The sequence below is a fragment of the Curtobacterium sp. MCBD17_026 genome (assembly GCF_003234895.2).
Taxonomy (GTDB): domain Bacteria; phylum Actinomycetota; class Actinomycetes; order Actinomycetales; family Microbacteriaceae; genus Curtobacterium; species Curtobacterium flaccumfaciens.
This window is the reverse complement of sequence record NZ_CP126281.1, coordinates 2,243,612-2,259,860: the sequence shown is the minus strand read 5'-3', so window position 1 is coordinate 2,259,860 and position 16,249 is coordinate 2,243,612. Positions and strand designations below refer to the sequence as shown.

The window sequence follows — 16,249 nt, the reverse complement described above, 5'->3', positions numbered from 1 at the left end:
CACCACTCAGGCAAGGACCACTCATGCCCACGGAAGCAACTCCGTTGTCCGCGGCCGCCGGTGCACGCCGGTCGCCGGAGATCCTGACCGGCTCGGGAGCCGTCCTGCGGACGCTCGAGCACCTCGGGATCACCGACGTCTTCGGCCTGCCGGGCGGCGCGATCATCCCGTTCTACGACGAGCTGATGGCGTCGACCACGATCCGCCACATCCTCGTCCGTCACGAGCAGGGCGCCGGCCACGCCGCCGAGGGCTACGCCTCGTCGTCCGGCAAGGTCGGGGTCGCGATCGCGACGTCCGGCCCCGGCGCGACGAACCTCGTCACGGCCATCGCGGACGCCTACATGGACTCGGTGCCGTTCATCGCGATCACCGGCCAGGTGTTCTCGACGCTGATGGGCACCGATGCGTTCCAGGAAGCCGACATCGTCGGCATCACGATGCCGATCACGAAGCACTCGTTCCTGGTGACCGACCCGGCCGACGTGCCGGCGACCCTCGCCGCGGCGCACCTCATCGCGACGACCGGTCGGCCCGGTCCCGTGCTGGTCGACATCACGAAGGACGCCCAGCAGAAGTCGGCGCCGTACGTGTGGCCGCCCAAGATCGACCTGCCCGGCTACCGCCCGGTGACCAAGGCCCACGGCAAGCAGATCACCGCGGCCGCGCAGCTGCTGTCCGAGTCGAAGCGCCCGGTGCTCTACGTCGGCGGCGGTGTCATCCGCTCCCGTGCGACCGCCGAGCTGCTCCGCTTCGCCGAGGCGACCGGTGCGCCGGTCGTCACGACCCTGATGGCGCGCGGCGCGTTCCCGGACTCGCACCCGCAGCACCTCGGCATGCCCGGTATGCACGGCACGGTGCCCGCCGTGCTCGGCCTGCAGGACAGCGACCTCATCGTCGCCCTCGGTGCCCGCTTCGACGACCGCGTGACCGGCAAGGCCGACGAGTTCGCGCCGGACGCCAAGGTCGTGCACGTCGACATCGACCCGGCCGAGATCTCGAAGATCCGCTTCGCCGACGTCCCGATCGTCGGTGATGCCCGCGAGGTCCTGGTCGACCTGCTCGACGCCTGGGGCGGCATCGCTGTGGAGGACCGTGCGTCGACCGACGAGTGGTGGGCGAAGCTCCACCAGCTCAAGACCGACTTCCCGCTCGGGTACGCCGAGCCGACCGACGGACTCCTCGCGCCGCAGGGCATCATCAAGCGCATCGGTGAGCTCTCCGGACCCGAGGCCGTGTACGCCTCCGGTGTCGGCCAGCACCAGATGTGGTCCGCGCAGTTCATCAAGTACGAGCGGCCCAACGCCTGGCTCAACTCCGGTGGTGCCGGCACGATGGGCTACTCGGTCCCCGCGGCGATGGGTGCGAAGGTCGCCCAGCCGGACCGCGTGGTCTGGGCGATCGACGGCGACGGCTGCTTCCAGATGACGAACCAGGAGCTCGCGACCTGCGTCATCAACGACATCCCGATCAAGGTCGCGATCATCAACAACTCGTCGCTCGGCATGGTCCGGCAGTGGCAGACGCTGTTCTACGACGGCCGGCACTCCTTCACCGACCTCGAGACGGGGCACGCCTCGCGCCGTGTGCCGGACTTCGTGAAGCTGGCCGACGCGTACGGTGCCCTCGGCATCCGCGTCGAGAAGGCCGACGAGGTCGACGCCGCGATCGAGCTCGCCCTCGCGACCAACGACCGTCCGGTGGTGATCGACTTCGTCGTGAGCCGTGACTCCATGGTCTGGCCGATGGTCCCGCAGGGTGTCAGCAACTCGTCCATCGAGTACGCCCAGGCACTCGCGCCCACCTGGGACGACGAGGACGCCGACATGACGGGAGAAACCGCATGAGCCACGTCCTCTCCCTCCTCGTGGAGGACAAGCCCGGTCTGCTGACCCGTGTCGCCGGACTCTTCGCCCGCCGCGGGTTCAACATCGAGTCGCTCGCCGTCGGCAACACCGAGGTGGACGGTCTCAGCCGGATCACCGTCGTCGTCGACGTCGAGGACCTCCCGCTGGAACAGGTGACGAAGCAGCTCAACAAGCTGGTGAACGTCATCAAGATCGTCGAACTGGACTTCTCGCAGTCGGTCCAGCGCGAGCACATGCTCGTGAAGGTGCGCGTCGACAACCAGACGCGCTCGGCGGTGCTCGAAGCAGTGAACCTGTTCCGTGCCCAGGTCGTCGACGTGGCGACCGACTCCCTGATCGTCGAGGTGACCGGCGACCCCGGCAAGATCCAGGCGATCCTCCGCGTGCTCGAGCCCTACGGCGTCAAGGAGCTCGCCCGCGCGGGCCTCCTCGGCATGGGCCGCGGACCGAAGAGCATCACCGACCGGGTGCGCTGAGCGCCCGTCACACCCTTCCCGGGCGCCGATGGTGCCCGGCACCGACCACAGAACCAAGGAGACACACCCTCGTGACTGACATCGTGTACGACGCCGACGCCGACCTGACGCTCATCCAGGGCAAGAAGGTCGCCGTCATCGGCTACGGCTCGCAGGGCCACGCCCACGCCCTCAACCTCCGTGACTCGGGTGTCGAGGTGAAGATCGGCCTGCAAGAGGGATCGAAGAGCCGGCAGAAGGCCGAAGAGGCGGGCTTCGAGGTCCACACCCCGGGCGACGCCACCGCCTGGGCCGACGTCGTCGTCATCCTCGCGCCGGACCAGGTCCAGCGCATCGTCTACGCCGAGGACATCCGCCCGAACCTCAAGCCGGGCGCGACGCTCGTCTTCGGCCACGGCTTCAACATCCGCTTCGGCTACATCGAGGCGCCCGAGGGCGTCGACGTGTCGCTCGTCGCGCCGAAGGGCCCGGGGCACACCGTCCGCCGCGAGTACGAGGCCGGCCGTGGCGTCCCTGTGATCGTCGCCGTCGAGGTCGACGCGTCCGGTTCCGCCTGGGACCTCGCGTGGTCGTACTCCAAGGCCATCGGCGGCCTCCGCTCCGGCGGCATCAAGACGACCTTCACCGAGGAGACCGAGACCGACCTGTTCGGCGAGCAGGCCGTCCTCTGCGGTGGTACCTCGCAGCTCATCCAGTACGGCTTCGAGACCCTGGTCGAGGCGGGCTACCAGCCGCAGATCGCCTACTTCGAGGTCCTGCACGAGCTCAAGCTCATCGTCGACCTCATCTGGGAGGGTGGCCTCACCAAGCAGCGCTGGTCGATCTCCGACACCGCTGAGTTCGGTGACTACGTCTCCGGCCCGCGCGTGATCTCGCCGGACGTCAAGGAGAACATGAAGGCGGTGCTCGCGGACATCCAGAACGGTGCCTTCGCGAAGCGCTTCATCGAGGACCAGGACGCCGGCGCACCGGAGTTCAAGGCGCTCCGTGCCAAGGGCGAGGGCCACCCGATCGAGGCCACCGGTCGTGAGCTCCGCGCGCTCTTCGCGTGGAAGCAGAACGACGGCGACTACGTGGACGGCTCGGCCGCGCGGTAGTCTTCCGAGAACCACTCGACGTCGAGGCGGCGGTGCACCTGCACCGCCGCCTCGCGATGTGACCCGAACGTTATGCAGCAGCTCTTCTCCAGCCCCGACGCCGCGGACCGGCGTCCCTCCGCCGTGCGCCCGGACGATTCCCGACACCCGTCGGCCGTGCTGCGCACCCGCGGTCAGGACCGCCCCGACCAGCATGGGATGATCGTTCGATGGCGGTGACGAAGCGAGCGGTCCACATCGGCGCCGGCAAGATCGGGCGCGGGTTCGTGGGCCAGTTCCTCGTGGCGAGCGGCTACGAGCTCACCTTCGTCGACGTCGACGAACGCGTGGTCTCGGCCCTGAACGAAGCCGGTCGGTTCGTGGTGCACGAGGTCGGCGAGATGCCGGTCGAGCACCTCGTCTACGGGTTCCGTGCGCTCAGCAGCAAGACCGAGCGCGAGCGTGTGGTGCAGGCCATCGCCGAGGCCGACGTCGTGACCACCGCCGTGGGCGCCCGCACGCTCCCGCTCGTCGCGCCGCTCATCGCCGAGGGGCTCGCGGCACGCCCGCTCGAGCGCGGTGACGTCACGATCGTCGCCTGCGAGAACGCGTTCAACGCGACCGACTCCCTGCACGCCAGCATCCGCCGCGCCCCCATCCTCGAAGACCGCGACATCGCCGCCGTCTTCGCGAACTGCGCGATCGACCGCATCGTCCCGGACCAGTCCGGTGTGCTCGGTCAGTCCGGCGGCCTCGACGTCGTGCTCGAACCGTTCTACGAGTGGGTCATCGAGCGCACCCCGTTCCTCGGCTCCGACGCCGAACCGCCGACGATCGAGGGCGTCACCTGGGTCGACGACCTGCAGCCGTTCGTCGAGCGCAAGCTCTACACGGTCAACACGGCGCACGCCACCGCCGCCTACCACGGCTACGTGCGGGGCATCCGGCTCATCCGTGAAGCACTCGAGGACGACGCCGTCCGCGCCGAGGTCGACGGGGTGCTCGCGGAGACCACCGCACTGCTGATCGCGAAGCACGGGTTCGCCCCCGAGGACCACGCGCGCTACGTCGCCGCGAACCTCTCCCGCATCGCGAACCCGCACCTGCCGGACTCCACGGCGCGCGTCGGCCGCAACCCGCTCCGCAAGCTCGGCCGCCGTGAACGCTTCGTGGGCCCGGCGTCGCAGCTCGCCGAGCGTGGCCTGCCCGTCGAGCACCTGCTCGGTGCCGTCCGCGCGGCGCTCGCGTTCGACGACGAGAACGACCCGGAGTCGATCGAGCTGCACGCACTCCTGCGTTCCGGGGCGACCGCACACGCGCTCACCGAGATCCTCACGGGCCTGATGGAGAGCCACCCGCTCTTCCCGGCCGTCCGCGAGGTCGTCGCCGAGGTCCTCGCGACGCAGCCGGCCGACGCCTGACGTCGTCCTCCCGGCCGTCGCTGGTCCTCCCGGTGTCGTGTCCCTCGTAGAATCGGGGCATGACCACGGCAGCATCCCCACCAGACGGGTCGATCGACCCGGACGTGCCGAACGCCGTCGACACCGACGACGCCGCCCTCAGCTGGGGCGACGCCGACGACGCCACCCACGTCGACGCGGCGCACAACCCGGTGGCGGTGCGTGACCGCGGAGCGCGCGACCCCGAGGCACCCGAGACCTCCGGCGCCCTCGTCGGGTTCGGCGTCTTCGGGGGCCTCTACCTGCTCTACACGGTGGCCTGGCTCCTCACCGCGTCGACCGCGTACGTCTCCGGCGTCGACACGGTCCTCACGCTCTTCGTCGAGGTGCTCCGCTTCCTCGCGATCCTCGCGCCGGCACTCTGGTTCACGGTGGTGCTCTGGGCAGCGCGCGGCAGCCGCACGCGCACCCGCCTGCTCTGGATGCTCCTCGGCGCCGTCGTGCTCTTCCCCTGGCCGTTCCTCCTGACGCGGAGCTTCGGGTGACCGGGGCAGAGCCGGCGACCACCCGCCGGAACAGCGCTCCCGTGGTCGCGAAGATCGTCGTCTGGGTCGTGTTCGCGGCGCTGTTCGCGTACATGACGGTGCAGGCCGTCGGCAACCTGACGCAGATCAACCAACGGGTGGACGCCTTCAACGCGTTCCTCGAGACGACCTCGGGTGGCGACTCGCTGCAGACCAGCACCCCGTGGCTGTGGCTCGTGCTCGACATCCTCATCGCGCCGGTCGCGTTCGTCGCGGCGATCGTCATCACCCGGCGTTCGAGCCTGCCCGCCACGATCGCGGTGTTCGTGGTCGCGTTCGCGGGTGCCGGCGCCCTCTGGCTCGACCTCCAGTTGTTCGTCCCGACGCTGCTGGACTTCTGAGCCGACCCCACGACGGCCAGGAGGCGCGGTGCGGCCCCGCCCCGTCCCTCCCGGCCGTCGTGTGGTTCTCCACAGGACCGCTCCCGCGGTCGTAACCACCGGCCCGCGTCGATAGCATGGTGGGATACCAACCGTCTCGAGTGAGGAAACAGCTGCTGTGTCGAAGCCGGTCGTCCTGATCGCCGAAGAACTCTCGCCCGCAACGGTCGACGCCCTCGGGCCCGACTTCGAGATCCGGAACGTGGACGGCACCGACCGTCCGGCGCTCCTGGCGGCGCTGTCCGACGCGCACGCCGTCCTCGTGCGGTCCGCCACCAAGATCGACGCCGAGGCGATCGCCGCGGCACCGAGCCTCAAGGTCGTCGCCCGTGCCGGCGTCGGCCTCGACAACGTCGACATCAAGGCGGCGACGACCGCCGGCGTGATGGTGGTGAACGCCCCGACCTCGAACATCATCTCGGCGGCGGAGCTCACGGTCGGGCACATCCTGTCGCTCGCGCGGCACATCCCGGCCGCCCACGCCTCGCTGGCCGCCGGGGCGTGGAAGCGCTCGTCGTACACCGGTGTCGAGCTCTACGAGAAGACCGTCGGCATCATCGGCCTCGGCCGCATCGGCGCGCTCATCACCCAGCGGCTGCAGGCCTTCGGCGTGACGGTCATCGCGTACGACCCCTACGTCACCACGGCACGTGCGCAGCAGCTCGGGGTCGAGCTCGTCTCCCTCGACGACCTGCTGCGCCGGGCGGACTTCACCACGATCCACATGCCGAGGACGCCGGAGACCCTCGGCATGATCTCGGACGCCCAGTTCGCCCTGATGAAGCCGACCGCGTTCGTCGTGAACGTGGCCCGCGGCGGCCTGATCGACGAGGACGCCCTGCACCGTGCACTCACGGCGAACACCATCGCCGGCGCCGGCCTCGACGTCTTCGTCGCCGAGCCCCCGAAGGACTCACCGCTCCTGGCGCTCCCGAACGTCGTCGTGACGCCGCACCTCGGTGCCTCCACCGACGAAGCGCAGGAGAAAGCAGGCGTCTCGGTCGCCAAGTCGGTCCGTCTCGCCCTCGGTGGCGAGCTCGTGCCCGACGCCGTGAACGTCGCCGGCGGGGTCATCGACCCGTACGTGCGCCCCGGCATCCCGCTCGTCGAGAAGCTCGGCCAGGTCTTCACCGCCCTGGCGACCTCGCCGGTCACGAGCATCGACGTCGAGGTGCACGGCGAGCTCGCCGAGTACGACGTCAGCGTGCTGAAGCTCGCGGCGCTCAAGGGCGTCTTCACCGATGTCGTGAGCGACCAGGTCTCCTACGTCAACGCTCCGCTCATCGCCGAGCAGCGCGGGGTCACCGTCCGCCTCATCACCGAGACCGACAGCCCCGAGTACCGCAACGTGCTGACGATCCGCGGCGCCCAGTCGGACGGCCCGGCGATCAGCGTGTCCGGCACGCTCACCGGCCCGAAGCAGGTCGAGAAGCTCGTCGAGATCAACGGGCACGACGTCGAGGTGCCGCTCGACCGGCACCACGTCGTCATGGAGTACACCGACCGACCGGGCATCGTCGCGGTCTACGGCAAGGAGTTCGGCCAGGCCGGCATCAACATCGCCGCGATGCAGATCTCGCGCGAAGCCGCCGGTGGCCAGGCGCTGAGCGTCCTGACGGTCGACTCGCCCGTGCCGGCCGAGATCCTCGAGCACGTCCGCTCGGCGATCGACGCGTCCTCGCTCCGCGAGATCGACATCACGCTCTAGGGGAGTGGCGGACATGAGCAGCGCGCAGACGATCCGACTCGCGGTCATCCGTGGTGACGGCATCGGACCCGAGGTCGTCGACGAGGCCCTGAAGGTCCTGCACGCGGTCCTGCCGGACGACCTCGTGGTGCAGGAGACCCCGTTCTCCCTCGGCGCCGCACGGTACCTGGAGACCGGCGACGTCCTGACCGACGACGACATGGCGGCGATCGCGCAGCACGACGCGATCCTGCTCGGAGCGGTCGGCGGTGACCCGCGTGACCCGCGGCTGGCCGGCGGCATCATCGAGCGCGGGCTGCTCCTCAAGCTCCGCTTCGCGTTCGACCACTACGTGAACCTCCGGCCGACGACGGTGCACCCGGCCGTCCCGACGCCGCTCGCCGACCCCGGTGAGGTCGACTTCGTGGTCGTGCGCGAGGGCACCGAGGGGCCGTACGTCGGCAACGGCGGTGCCATCCGGACCGGTACCCCGCACGAGATCGCGACGGAGGTCTCGTTGAACACCGCCTTCGGTGTCGAGCGGGTCGTGCGGTACGCCTTCGCGCTGGCGGACCGACGCCCGCGTCGGCACCTGACCCTCGTGCACAAGAGCAACGTCCTGGTGCACGCCGGCGCCCTCTGGCAGCGCAGCGTCGCGGCCGTCGGCGCCGAGTACCCGGACGTCACGGTCGACTACCAGCACGTGGACGCGGTCACCATCCACATGGTCCGCGACCCCGAACGGTTCGACGTCATCGTCACCGACAACCTGTTCGGCGACATCATCACCGACCTGGCCGGCGCGATCAGCGGCGGCATCGGTCTGGCGGCCTCGGGCAACATCAACCCGGACGGCACCTTCCCCAGCATGTTCGAGCCGGTCCACGGTTCCGCGCCGGACATCGCAGGTCAGCAACTGGCCGACCCCACCGCAGCGATCCGTTCCGTCGCCCTGTTGCTCGACCACGTCGGTCGCGGTGACCTGGCGGCCGCGGTGACGGCTGCGGTGGAGTCCGACCTCGCCGACCGGGGCACCACGCCGCGTCGCACGGCCGAGATCGGCGACGCGATCGCCGCCGCGGCCACGGCACGCACCACCACCGCCTGACAAGGAGTCCTCCCCATGAGCACCGACACCGCCTTCGGACTCGAGTTCGCCAGTACCCCGTCCGCCGACCGCCGCGCGGCCGCCGAGCGGGAGCAGATCCTCGCCGACCCGGGCTTCGGCAAGCACTTCACCGACCACATGGCGACGGTCGAGTGGACGCTCGACGACGGCTGGCACAGCGCGTCGATCCACCCGTACGGGCCGCTGTCCCTCGACCCGAGCGCGAGCGTGCTGCACTACGCCCAGGAGATCTTCGAGGGGCTCAAGGCCTACCGGCACGCGGACGGCTCGGTGTGGTCGTTCCGACCGGACGCCAACGCCCGGCGCTTCCAGCGGTCCGCCCGACGGCTCGCGCTCCCGGAGCTCCCGGTCGAGGCGTTCGTCGAGTCGATCCGGCAGCTCGTGCAGACCGACGTCGACTGGGTACCCTCGGCGCCCGAGACCAGCCTGTACCTGCGGCCGTTCATGATCGCGACGGAGTCGTTCCTCGGGGTCCGCGCGGCACAGGCCGTCGCGTACCACTGCATCGCGAGCCCGGCCGGTGCGTACTTCACCTCCGGCCCGAAGCCGGTGTCGATCTGGCTGTCGACGCAGTACGCCCGTGCCGGCAAGGGCGGGACCGGTGCGGCGAAGACCGGCGGCAACTACGCTTCGTCGCTGCTTCCCCAGCAAGAGGCCTACGAGCACGGCTGCCAGCAGGTGATGTTCCTCGACTCGGTGGAGGGCAAGTACCTCGAAGAGCTCGGCGGCATGAACGTCGTCCTGGTCAAGTCCGACGGTACCCTCGTCACGCCCGACTCCGACTCGATCCTCGAAGGGATCACACGTGACTCGATCCTGCAGCTGGCCGAGGACCGCGGCCTGACCGTCGAGAAGCGCCGGGTGACCCTCGACGAGTGGCGTGACGGCGTCGACGACGGCTCGATCACCGAGGCCTTCGCGTGCGGCACCGCCGCCGTGGTGACCCCGATCGCCGAACTCCGCGGCGACGGCTTCACGATCGGTTCGCCGACCGTCGGGGCGGGGGAGCTCACGATGTCCCTGCGCGACGAGCTCACCGACATCCAGTACGGCCGTCGTCCCGACCCGCACGGGTGGATGACCAAGCTGACCGACGCGTCCTGATCGACCGGCGGGCGTGGGTAGGGTCGAACGGTGAAGATCGCACGGTTCAGCAGCAAGGGTGAAGACCCCCGGTACGGCATCCTCGACGAGCGCGCTCTGGTGGTGCTCGCGGGAGACCCGATGTACCAGGGGTTCGAGACCACCGGGGAGCGCGTCGCACTCGCCGACGCCAAGCTCCTCGCCCCCGTCATCCCGCGGTCGAAGGTCATCGGCGTCGGGCTCAACTACTCGGAGCACGCGTCGGAGATGGACGAGCGCGCCGGCGACGACCCGGTGGTGTTCCTCAAGCCGAACACCTCGGTGATCGGTCCGGACGAGCCCATCCGCCTCCCCGCCGACATCGGTCGCGTCGACCACGAGGGCGAGCTCGCCATCGTGATCGGCTCGCTCGCGAAGAATGTCCGGCGTGAGGACTTCGCGAGCGTCATCCTCGGCTACACGATCGCCAACGACGTGACCGCCCGTGACCTCCAGGCGCGCGACGGTCAGTGGACCCGGGCGAAGGGGTTCGACACGTTCTGCCCGCTCGGCCCCGTGATCGAGACCGAAATCGACCCATCGGACATCCGCATCGAGACGCGCGTCGACGGTGACCTCCGGCAGGCGGCTTCGACGAACGAGATGGTGCACGACATCCCGTCGCTCGTCGAGTTCGTGTCCTCGATCTGGACCCTGCTCCCTGGTGACGTCATCCTGACCGGGACCCCGGCCGGTGTCGGACAGATCCGCGACGGCGAGATCGTCGAGGTCACCATCTCCGGCATCGGTTCGCTCAAGAACCCCGTCATCGCCCGGCACTGAAACTGCCGCCGAACGGCCCGTTCCCCCAGGTGGGGAGCGGGCCGTTCGGCGTTGTCGGGGGAGTACCCAGCCCCGGGGCAGAGGGCGACACGCCCGGGATCTGGCCCGGCTTGGCGCTGCCGTTCACCTCTGCGTAAAGTAATCACTCGTTGCCGCTGAGGCGGAGAACGGAACGGCCGAGACGATCACCGGGTTGAACACCTGGAGATGCAGTCCGGACGGGGTCCCGCTCAGGCAACCAACTCCTCGGAACCACCACCTCTGGTTGTGCGCCCGGGATGTTGTACAAGACGAATGCCTCTCTGGCGGAACCTGTGATGGGTCGAGCGGGGAGTGCGTCTGGTCCTTGAGAACTCAACAGCGTGCACATTGTCAATGCCAATTTATTGATTGACCTCGTGCCTGGTCGGCTTGCCGATCGGGTCATGAAGCAATTCCTTTTGGATTGAAGATTGTCAGTAGACAGTCAACAGTCAGAATCAACTCGGTCTGATGCCTTCGGGTGTTGGGTCTGTATTTTTTTACGGAGAGTTTGATCCTGGCTCAGGACGAACGCTGGCGGCGTGCTTAACACATGCAAGTCGAACGATGATGCCCAGCTTGCTGGGTGGATTAGTGGCGAACGGGTGAGTAACACGTGAGTAACCTGCCCCTGACTCTGGGATAAGCGTTGGAAACGACGTCTAATACTGGATATGATCACTGGCCGCATGGTCTGGTGGTGGAAAGATTTTTTGGTTGGGGATGGACTCGCGGCCTATCAGCTTGTTGGTGAGGTAATGGCTCACCAAGGCGACGACGGGTAGCCGGCCTGAGAGGGTGACCGGCCACACTGGGACTGAGACACGGCCCAGACTCCTACGGGAGGCAGCAGTGGGGAATATTGCACAATGGGCGAAAGCCTGATGCAGCAACGCCGCGTGAGGGATGACGGCCTTCGGGTTGTAAACCTCTTTTAGTAGGGAAGAAGCGAAAGTGACGGTACCTGCAGAAAAAGCACCGGCTAACTACGTGCCAGCAGCCGCGGTAATACGTAGGGTGCAAGCGTTGTCCGGAATTATTGGGCGTAAAGAGCTCGTAGGCGGTTTGTCGCGTCTGCTGTGAAATCCCGAGGCTCAACCTCGGGCTTGCAGTGGGTACGGGCAGACTAGAGTGCGGTAGGGGAGATTGGAATTCCTGGTGTAGCGGTGGAATGCGCAGATATCAGGAGGAACACCGATGGCGAAGGCAGATCTCTGGGCCGTAACTGACGCTGAGGAGCGAAAGCATGGGGAGCGAACAGGATTAGATACCCTGGTAGTCCATGCCGTAAACGTTGGGCGCTAGATGTAGGGACCTTTCCACGGTTTCTGTGTCGTAGCTAACGCATTAAGCGCCCCGCCTGGGGAGTACGGCCGCAAGGCTAAAACTCAAAGGAATTGACGGGGGCCCGCACAAGCGGCGGAGCATGCGGATTAATTCGATGCAACGCGAAGAACCTTACCAAGGCTTGACATACACCGGAAACGGCCAGAGATGGTCGCCCCCTTGTGGTCGGTGTACAGGTGGTGCATGGTTGTCGTCAGCTCGTGTCGTGAGATGTTGGGTTAAGTCCCGCAACGAGCGCAACCCTCGTTCTATGTTGCCAGCGGGTTATGCCGGGGACTCATAGGAGACTGCCGGGGTCAACTCGGAGGAAGGTGGGGATGACGTCAAATCATCATGCCCCTTATGTCTTGGGCTTCACGCATGCTACAATGGCCGGTACAAAGGGCTGCGATACCGTAAGGTGGAGCGAATCCCAAAAAGCCGGTCTCAGTTCGGATTGAGGTCTGCAACTCGACCTCATGAAGTCGGAGTCGCTAGTAATCGCAGATCAGCAACGCTGCGGTGAATACGTTCCCGGGCCTTGTACACACCGCCCGTCAAGTCATGAAAGTCGGTAACACCCGAAGCCGGTGGCCTAACCCTTGTGGAAGGAGCCGTCGAAGGTGGGATCGGTGATTAGGACTAAGTCGTAACAAGGTAGCCGTACCGGAAGGTGCGGCTGGATCACCTCCTTTCTAAGGAGCATCTGGTCAGTGCTGGTCGCCCATCATGGGTGGTTGGTTGCTGGTCCAGGCGCCTGATTCGGACCGAACGTGTCCGACGGGTAGCTCATGGGTGGAACATTGACAGTGCAGTTGGGAGTGATGCTTCCGACCTCAGTACGCTCTGCTTGCAGGGTTGGGACGGGTCGAAGGTGGAGCTGCTGGCTGGTGCACGTTGTTGGGTCCTGAGGGACCAGGCTTCCTGCTGACGCGTGAGTGTTGGTGGGGGTTGGGCCTACGGGTCCTTCGTCGGGCCAGGGTGAACCTACCGTTGTGGTGGGGGAGTGCTGGTGCCGATCGTATGTTGAGAACTACACAGTGGACGCGAGCATCTTTGATTCGCGTCATCCATGATCAGCCTTCGGGTTGGTGTGGTGACGTTGGATCGCAATTTTAATCTTTGTGGTCAAGTTTCTAAGAGCAAACGGTGGATGCCTTGGCATCTGGAGCCGATGAAGGACGTAGAAATCTGCGATAAGCCTCGGGGAGCTGATAATCGAGCCTCGATCCGAGGATTTCCGAATGGGGAAACCCCGCCAGGCGTTTTGCGACCTGGTGACTCCCGCCTGAATATATAGGGCGGGTAGAGGGAACGTGGGGAAGTGAAACATCTCAGTACCCACAGGAAGAGAAAACAACATGTGATTCCGTGAGTAGTGGCGAGCGAAAGCGGATGAGGCTAAACCGATCATGTGTGATAGCCGGCGGGCGTTGCATGGTCGGGGTTGTGGGACACGTCACTCAGTTCTGCCGGACTGGGACGGTTACAGCGCATCATAGTCGAACCGGTTTGAAAGCCGGGCCGTAGTGGGTGCCAGCCCCGTAGACGAAATGGTGTTATGGCCGGATGTGTATCCCAAGTAGCACGGGGCCCGAGAAATCCCGTGTGAATCTGTCAGGACCACCTGATAAGCCTAAATACTCCCAGATGACCGATAGCGGACAAGTACCGTGAGGGAAAGGTGAAAAGTACCCCGGGAGGGGAGTGAAATAGTACCTGAAACCGTTTGCTTACAAACCGTCGGAGCCTCCTTAGTAGGGGTGACGGCGTGCCTTTTGAAGAATGAGCCTGCGAGTTAGTGATATGTGGCGAGGTTAACCCGTGAGGGGCAGCCGTAGCGAAAGCGAGTCTGAATAGGGCGTTTGAGTCGCATGTTCTAGACCCGAAGCGAAGTGATCTATCCATGGCCAGGTTGAAGCGACGGTAAGACGTCGTGGAGGACCGAACCCACTTCAGTTGAAAATGGAGGGGATGAGCTGTGGATAGGGGTGAAAGGCCAATCAAACTTCGTGATAGCTGGTTCTCTCCGAAATGCATTTAGGTGCAGCGTTGCGTGTTTCTCGCCGGAGGTAGAGCTACTGGATGGCCGATGGGCCTCAACAGGTTACTGACGTCAGCCAAACTCCGAATGCCGGTGAGTGAGAGCGCAGCAGTGAGACGGTGGGGGATAAGCTTCATCGTCGAGAGGGAAACAACCCAGACTACCAACTAAGGTCCCTAAGCGTGTGCTAAGTGGGAAAGGATGTGGAGTTGCACAGACAACCAGGAGGTTGGCTTAGAAGCAGCCACCCTTGAAAGAGTGCGTAATAGCTCACTGGTCAAGTGATTCCGCGCCGACAATGTAACGGGGCTCAAGCACACCACCGAAGTTGTAGATTTCGCACTATAGACAAGCCTTCGTGGTTCAGTCGTGCGGAGTGGTAGGAGAGCGTCGTGTGGCGAGTGAAGCGGCGGAGTGATCCAGCCGTGGACGCTACACGAGTGAGAATGCAGGCATGAGTAGCGAAAGACGGGTGAGAAACCCGTCCTCCGAAAGACCAAGGGTTCCAGGGCCAGGTTAATCCGCCCTGGGTAAGTCGGGACCTAAGGCGAGGCCGACAGGCGTAGTCGATGGACAACGGGTTGATATTCCCGTACCGGCGAACAACCGCCCAAGCTAATCCAGTGGTGCTAAGAGTCCTAACCCGGTACAACCGGATCCCTTCGGGGTGATGGTGGCCGGTCTAACGCTCGACCCCATGCTGGTGCGGTTAGCGTATGAACAGGTGTGACGCAGGAAGGTAGCTGAGCCAGGCGATGGTATCCGTAAGGTGAACCTGGTGTAAGGATGTAGGGCTGACGATAGGCAAATCCGTCGTCTGTGTGCCTGAGATCCGACGCGTACCCGTAAGGGGAAATCAGTGATCCTATGCTGCCGAGAAAAGCATCGACGCGAGGTTGCAGCCGCCCGTACCCGAAACCGACTCAGGTGGTCAGGTAGAGAATACCAAGGAGATCGAGAGAATCGTGGTTAAGGAACTCGGCAAAATGCCCCCGTAACTTCGGGAGAAGGGGGGCCGGACACGTGACCGGATTTACTCCGTGAGCGTTGAAGGCCGCAGAGACCAGTGGGAAGCGACTGTTTACTAAAAACACAGGTCCGTGCGAAGTCGCAAGACGATGTATACGGACTGACGCCTGCCCGGTGCTGGAAGGTTAAGAGGAAGGGTTAGCCTTTGGGCGAAGCTCTGAATTTAAGCCCCAGTAAACGGCGGTGGTAACTATAACCATCCTAAGGTAGCGAAATTCCTTGTCGGGTAAGTTCCGACCTGCACGAATGGCGTAACGACTTCCCAGCTGTCTCAACCGCGAACTCGGCGAAATTGCACTACGAGTAAAGATGCTCGTTACGCGCAGCAGGACGGAAAGACCCCGTGACCTTTACTACAGTTTGGTATTGGTGTTCGGAGTGGCTTGTGTAGGATAGGTGGGAGACTGTGAAGCGGGCACGCTAGTGTTCGTGGAGTCATTGTTGAAATACCACTCTGGTCACTTTGGATGTCTAACGTAGGACCCTGATCGGGTTCATGGACAGTGCCTGATGGGTAGTTTAACTGGGGCGGTTGCCTCCCAAAGAGTAACGGAGGCGCCCAAAGGTTCCCTCAACCTGGTTGGCAATCAGGTGGCGAGTGTAAGTGCACAAGGGAGCTTGACTGTGAGACTGACAGGTCGAGCAGGGACGAAAGTCGGGACTAGTGATCCGGCAGTGGCTTGTGGAAGCGCTGTCGCTCAACGGATAAAAGGTACCTCGGGGATAACAGGCTGATCTTGCCCAAGAGTCCATATCGACGGCATGGTTTGGCACCTCGATGTCGGCTCGTCGCATCCTGGGGCTGGAGTAGGTCCCAAGGGTTGGGCTGTTCGCCCATTAAAGCGGTACGCGAGCTGGGTTTAGAACGTCGTGAGACAGTTCGGTCCCTATCCGCTGCGCGCGTTGGAAATTTGAGAAGATCTATCCCTAGTACGAGAGGACCGGGATGGACGAACCTCTGGTGTGTCAGTTGTTCTGCCAAGGGCACCGCTGATTAGCTACGTTCGGACCGGATAACCGCTGAAAGCATCTAAGCGGGAAGCCGTCTTCGAGATGAGATTTCCATGCACCTTGAGTGTGAGAGGCTCCCAGCAGACTACTGGGTTGATAGGCCGGATGTGGAAGCGGGGACTAACGACCCGTGGAGCTGACCGGTACTAATAAGCCGAAGACTTGATAACACACTGATTTCCGTGCACGTGTTGCACGGGCTCGCGTCCACTTTGTGGTTCCCGACAGACGATCGGGAATCGAAACTGAATACACCGCTCTGCCCTCTTCACGGGGGCAGCAGTCGGGACAGCTTTGAGACCAAATGCATGAT

10 protein-coding genes and 2 rRNA genes are annotated in these 16,249 nt (G+C 64.9%); all 12 read left to right on the top strand.

The window, feature by feature from the left end; genetic code table 11:
* Positions 1 to 23: 23 nt before the first annotated feature.
* The 12 genes from DEI85_RS10600 (at position 24) to DEI85_RS10545 (ending at position 16,106) form a co-directional block, all read left to right on the top strand.
* Positions 24 to 1,847, top strand: coding sequence for an acetolactate synthase large subunit (locus DEI85_RS10600; protein WP_027466529.1), 1,824 nt, complete (start codon positions 24 to 26; stop codon positions 1,845 to 1,847).
* Complete coding sequence (gene ilvN / locus DEI85_RS10595; RefSeq protein ID WP_017888842.1) at positions 1,844 to 2,344, top strand: acetolactate synthase small subunit; 501 nt, start codon at positions 1,844 to 1,846, stop codon at positions 2,342 to 2,344. Before DEI85_RS10600 ends, ilvN begins: the two co-directional genes overlap by 4 nt.
* 71 nt (positions 2,345 to 2,415) lie before the next feature.
* Positions 2,416 to 3,441 carry a ketol-acid reductoisomerase gene (ilvC, locus tag DEI85_RS10590; RefSeq protein WP_027466530.1) on the top strand — a complete coding sequence of 342 codons (1,026 nt, stop codon included), beginning with the start codon at positions 2,416 to 2,418 and terminating at the stop codon, positions 3,439 to 3,441.
* A 209-nt stretch (positions 3,442 to 3,650) separates the two neighbouring features.
* Positions 3,651 to 4,841 (top strand): mannitol-1-phosphate 5-dehydrogenase, encoded by a 1,191-nt coding sequence (locus DEI85_RS10585; RefSeq protein ID WP_111090397.1) that lies wholly within the window; start codon positions 3,651 to 3,653, stop codon positions 4,839 to 4,841.
* Positions 4,842 to 4,900: 59 nt separating this feature from the next.
* Positions 4,901 to 5,365, top strand: a complete 465-nt coding sequence (locus DEI85_RS10580) for a hypothetical protein (RefSeq protein ID WP_146238641.1) — start codon at positions 4,901 to 4,903, stop codon at positions 5,363 to 5,365.
* On the top strand, positions 5,362 to 5,745 hold the full coding sequence (locus tag DEI85_RS10575; RefSeq protein WP_146238642.1) for a hypothetical protein: 384 nt from the start codon (positions 5,362 to 5,364) through the stop codon (positions 5,743 to 5,745). The genes DEI85_RS10580 and DEI85_RS10575 overlap by 4 nt, the downstream gene beginning before the upstream one ends.
* 157 nt (positions 5,746 to 5,902) lie before the next feature.
* Entirely contained in the window at positions 5,903 to 7,492 is a 1,590-nt protein-coding gene (gene serA / locus DEI85_RS10570; RefSeq protein WP_027466535.1) for a phosphoglycerate dehydrogenase, read from the top strand.
* Between the two features lie 13 nt (positions 7,493 to 7,505).
* Positions 7,506 to 8,579, top strand: coding sequence for a 3-isopropylmalate dehydrogenase (locus DEI85_RS10565; protein ID WP_111090398.1), 1,074 nt, complete (start codon positions 7,506 to 7,508; stop codon positions 8,577 to 8,579).
* Positions 8,580 to 8,594: 15 nt separating this feature from the next.
* A complete protein-coding gene (locus DEI85_RS10560) occupies positions 8,595 to 9,704 on the top strand; it encodes a branched-chain amino acid aminotransferase (RefSeq protein ID WP_111090399.1) in 1,110 nt (369 codons plus the stop codon).
* Between the two features lie 30 nt (positions 9,705 to 9,734).
* Entirely contained in the window at positions 9,735 to 10,505 is a 771-nt protein-coding gene (locus tag DEI85_RS10555; protein ID WP_027466538.1) for a fumarylacetoacetate hydrolase family protein, read from the top strand.
* Between the two features lie 520 nt (positions 10,506 to 11,025).
* Positions 11,026 to 12,547: ribosomal RNA gene (locus DEI85_RS10550) — 16S ribosomal RNA — on the top strand.
* A gap of 431 nt (positions 12,548 to 12,978) precedes the next feature.
* Positions 12,979 to 16,106, top strand: a 23S ribosomal RNA gene (locus DEI85_RS10545).
* Together the 16S and 23S rRNA genes form the textbook arrangement of a ribosomal RNA operon.
* The last annotated feature ends 143 nt before the right edge of the window (positions 16,107 to 16,249 follow it).